This is a genomic window from Dietzia sp. DQ12-76, assembly GCF_014145045.1.
In the GTDB taxonomy this organism is placed as follows: domain Bacteria; phylum Actinomycetota; class Actinomycetes; order Mycobacteriales; family Mycobacteriaceae; genus Dietzia.
In genome coordinates, this window is sequence record NZ_JAALDV010000294.1 from 1 (window position 1) to 4,117 (window position 4,117).

Consider the following 4,117-nt stretch of genomic DNA (forward strand, 5'->3'; position numbering starts at 1 on the left):
CCGCGCCGGACCGCCGGGTCGCGTACCGCCGGGGCGACGGTGTTGAAGCCCAACTCGAGCTGGGCCGAGGCGTCCACGGTCACAGAGCGGATCCCGGGGACGGTGGCCGAGACGTCTGAGGCCAACGGGGTGGCCGCGACCATCGCGAGCGATCCCGGCCCACCGCGCAACGCCGCACCGAGTTGGCCGGCCCCGGTCGCCCGCCGGACGAGGATCTGATCGAGCTCCGGTGCCCGAGCCCAGTACCGGTCGTTGCGGACGAACTCGATCTCGCCGCGGCCGATGTCGGCGACACGGATCATGTACGGCCCCGCGCTCATCGCGGGAAGTCGGGCCATCGCGCCCTGGAATCCGTCCGGGGCGTCCTTGAGGATGTGCCCGGGCAACAGGTCGGCGAACAGGGTCTGCCAGTCCTCCGGCGGGGAGTCGAAGACCACGTCCACGACCTTGCCTCCGGCACCCGACCGGACCTCCACGATCTGCTCATAGCCGGCGGGATCGACGACCCCGGGCTGGGTGGTCATCTGTCGCCAGAGGTACTCGAAGTCCTCCGCCGCGACCGGCACACCATCGGTCCACTGGGCCTGGGGATCGATGGTGTACCGGATGGTCCGCGGATCTGCCGGCCGGGGCTCCGCGGACACCAGGAGGTCGCGGTTGAGCACCGGGTGCCCATCCGGACCGGGGACGAAGGCGCTGGGCAGCAGTAAGGAGGCCACCAGATCCGTGTCGACCCCCTGGTCGGCCAGCAGATGTGGGTTGAATCCCGGGTCGACGCGGTCGAGAGCCAGCAGGACTCCGCCACTCGACAGGCTGACGGTCTCCCCGTCGACACCGTCCTCCCCCACCACGGTGGGAGGGGGCGGGTCCGCCACGCACCCCGCGAGGACGACGAGGGAGAGCACGCCGGCCAGCACGGCGGTACCGCGCCGACGGCCCGACGCCCCCTTCATCGCCACCGGGGCCCTCGTCAGCTGACCGACTGCTGCTCGCGGGACTTGGACCTGCTACGGGCCTTGGCCCGCTCGTTGGCGGTGAGCAGCACCTTGCGCACGCGGACGGCGTCCGGTCCGACCTCCACACACTCGTCGCCGGCGCAGAACTCCATGGCCTCCTCCAGCGAGAGGTTGCGGTGCTTGGACAACGTCTCGGTCGCGTCGGAGGACGCCGCACGCATGTTGGTGAGCTTCTTCTCCTTGGTGATGTTGACGTCCATGTCCTCGGAGCGCGGGTTCTCGCCCACGACGACCCCTTCGTAGACCTCGGAACCGGGTTCGATGAAGAAGTCGCCGCGATCGGCCAGACCCAGCAGGGCGAACGCGGTGGCCTTGCCGGCGCGGTCCGCCACGAGGGAGCCGGTGTGCCGCGAGCGGATCTCCCCGACCCAGGGCTCGTACCCGGCCGACACGGAGTTGGCGATGCCGGCTCCCCGCGTCTCGGTCATGAAGGTCGTGCGGAAGCCGATGAGACCCCTGGCCGGGACGGTGAACTCCATCCGGACCCATCCGGTGCCGTGGTTGCTCATCTGCTCCATGCGACCCTTGCGGGCGGCCATGAGCTGGGTGACCGCACCGAGGTACTCCTCCGGCACGTCGATGGTCATGTGCTCCATCGGCTCGTGGACCTTGCCGTCGATCCGGCGGGTGACCACCTGGGGCTTGCCGACGGTGAGCTCGAAGCCCTCGCGGCGCATGGTCTCGACGAGGATGGACAGCGCCATCTCACCGCGGCCCTGCACCTCCCAGTCGTCGGGACGCTCGGTGTCGATGACCTTGAGCGAGACGTTGCCCACCAGTTCCTGGTCGAGCCGCGCCTTGACCATCCGCGCCGTGAGTTTCGTGCCGCCGTTCCGTCCGGCGAGCGGCGAGGTGTTGACGCCGATGGTCATCGAGATCGCCGGTTCGTCGACCGTGATCTTGGGGAGCGCGACCGGGTTCTCCGGATCGGCGAGGGTGTCGCCGATCATGATGTCGCTGATCCCGGCCACCGCCACGATGTCTCCGGCCACGGCCTCCTCGGTGGGCACGCGCTCGACGCCCTTGGTCGCCAGCAGCTCCGAGATGCGGACGGACTTCGTCTCCGTCTCGCCGTCGGCGAGGTGGTGGATCCACGCGACCTGCTGGCCCTTGCGCAGACGCCCGTTGTGGATGCGCACCAGGCCGATCCGGCCGAGGAAGTTGGAGGCGTCCAGGTTGGTGACGTGGGCCTGGAGCGGCGCGTCGGCGTCGCCGCGGGGGGCGGGGATCACCTCGTAGAGGAGCTTGAAGAAGTCGTCGAGGTTCTCCGCGTCCGGCTCCTGGCCGTTCGCGGGCTGGGTGGTGGACGCCTTACCCGCGCGACCCGAGGCGAAGACCACGGGGAGTTCGAGTGCGTGCTCCGCGGCGGCCTGGGCGGCGGGGTCCTCCAGATCCGAGGCCAGGTCGATCAGCAGGTCCTGGGCCTCCTCGACCACCTCGTCGATGCGGGCGTCCGGCCGGTCGGTCTTGTTGACGACGATGATGACGGGCAGGGACGCGGCGAGCGCCTTGCGCAACACGAAACGGGTCTGTGGGAGCGGCCCCTCGGAGGAGTCGATGAGCAGGACCACGCCGTCGACCATGTTCAGGCCACGCTCCACCTCCCCGCCGAAGTCCGCGTGACCGGGGGTGTCGATGATGTTGAGGACCAGGTCCGCGCCGCCCGCCCCCGCGCCCGGCCGCCGTACGGCGGTGTTCTTCGCGAGGATCGTGATCCCCTTCTCGCGCTCGAGATCCCCCGAGTCCATGACCCTGTCCACGAGCTCCGCGCGTTCGTCGAACGCTCCGGACTGGCGCAGCATCGCGTCGACGAGTGTCGTCTTGCCATGGTCGACGTGCGCGACGATGGCGACGTTGCGGAACTCGGTCAGGGCCATACGGTGGGTTCTCCCTCAGAGGCTTTCGGCGCCACGGGTGACTGTGCGGTCGCCGGGCGCGTGGTGGGAATCTGCGGGACGTCCGCGTGATCCACAGGCGCGTCCGTCGGAGCGCGCGTGCGCGTCCACATTACCCGTATCGGCCTCCGAGCCGTCATCCCGAGCGCGCGGGGGCCGCACGCACGAGGCTCCTGTTATTTACATCACAAGTATCTTCTGCCACACTGGCCTCAGAAGCCCCAGCAGCAGGGCCTCCGGTATCCACAGCTGTCACCGTTGTGAGAGCATCGAGCCGTCGATTGGTCGGCCCGCCGACCGGTCCGTCCGCCTCATCCGAAGAATGGACTCGCCAGTGATCCGCCACTCGCTCAGGAACTCGTTCAGGACCCTCGGTCTCGGTGCCGCCGCCGCCATGGCGGTGTCGCTCGCCGTCCCGGCCTCCGCGAGCGCCCAGTCACTGGACGAGCTGGGGCGGCCGACCGAGCCGGTCCTGCAGGCCATCGAGAACCTCTCCGAGCAGCAGTGGATCCCGGAGGAGACCCGGGGCACCATCGCCCGGTTGGTCGGATTCTTCCGCGGGTCCGGCGAGCCGGGCACCCCGATCCCCACGAACGGTCCGGTGATCGCCCAGTTCGCCTATCCGACGATCATGCAGAACTGCATCGACGGGGAGCAGACCGCGGTCGGGGCCGCCACCGCTGTGCCGGGCCCCGCCGGTCTTCCCCTGCCCGGTATCCCGGGCGGTCAGCTCGGCTTCGTCTTCACCGCCCTCGGCACCGAGGGTGTCGCACCGCAGCAGGTCCAGCCCATGACGGTGGACTGGTTCAACATCACCAACGGTCGACGGGGCACCACGGTGCTCAGCTACAACGGGATCAACGAGGGCGGGCCGGCGACCCTCAACGGCGTCGCCGACACCGGCCCGGGCCAGGTGCTGATGCTCCTGCAGGGGGGCGTCACGACCACCCTCGCCGGTGGAGGGACCTCCAACTGTGTCTCCCTGCCGCTGGTGGGTTCCGCGTACGTCCCGTGACCCCCGCGGCGTGGGGCCCGACCGTCCCCACCCCGTCATGAACGACACGAGCAAGGCCCGTCTCGCCCTCGCCGGCGACGGGCCTCTCGTCGTTCTCACGGGTGCCGGAATGAGCGCGGAGAGCGGGGTACCCACCTTCCGGGACGCGCAGACCGGATTGTGGGCACGCCACGACCCCGCCGCGCTCGCCA

Annotated in this window: 4 protein-coding genes; 2 read left to right on the forward strand and 2 right to left on the reverse strand. The window is 70.0% G+C overall.

Annotation, left to right across the window (positions count from 1 at the left end; translation table 11 throughout):
- Both G6019_RS10545 and typA read right to left on the reverse strand, forming a co-directional pair.
- On the reverse strand, window positions 1-953 hold a 953-nt coding region (locus G6019_RS10545; RefSeq protein ID WP_241725991.1), incomplete at its 3' end, for an ABC transporter substrate-binding protein.
- 17 nt (window positions 954-970) lie between these two features.
- Window positions 971-2,893: a translational GTPase TypA gene (typA, locus tag G6019_RS10550; RefSeq protein WP_107756765.1), complete on the reverse strand. Its 1,923-nt coding sequence runs from the start codon at window positions 2,891-2,893 to the stop codon at window positions 971-973.
- Between the two features lie 340 nt (window positions 2,894-3,233).
- On the opposite strand from typA, the gene G6019_RS10555 reads away from it, so the two are divergent.
- Together G6019_RS10555 and G6019_RS10560 are read left to right on the forward strand one after the other, a co-directional pair.
- Entirely contained in the window at window positions 3,234-3,926 is a 693-nt protein-coding gene (locus tag G6019_RS10555) for an Rv1157c family protein (RefSeq protein WP_194305641.1), read from the forward strand.
- A 37-nt stretch (window positions 3,927-3,963) separates the two neighbouring features.
- Window positions 3,964-4,117 (forward strand): Sir2 family NAD-dependent protein deacetylase (locus G6019_RS10560; RefSeq protein ID WP_304506201.1); only part of this gene is annotated, 154 nt, incomplete at its 3' end.

Coding starts and splice junctions, on each gene's coding strand:
- G6019_RS10555 (WP_194305641.1), top strand. CDS start 3,234: ATGGACTCGCCAGTGATCCGCCACTCGCTCAGGAACTCGTTCAGGACC.
- typA (WP_107756765.1), bottom strand. CDS start 2,893: ATGGCCCTGACCGAGTTCCGCAACGTCGCCATCGTCGCGCACGTCGAC.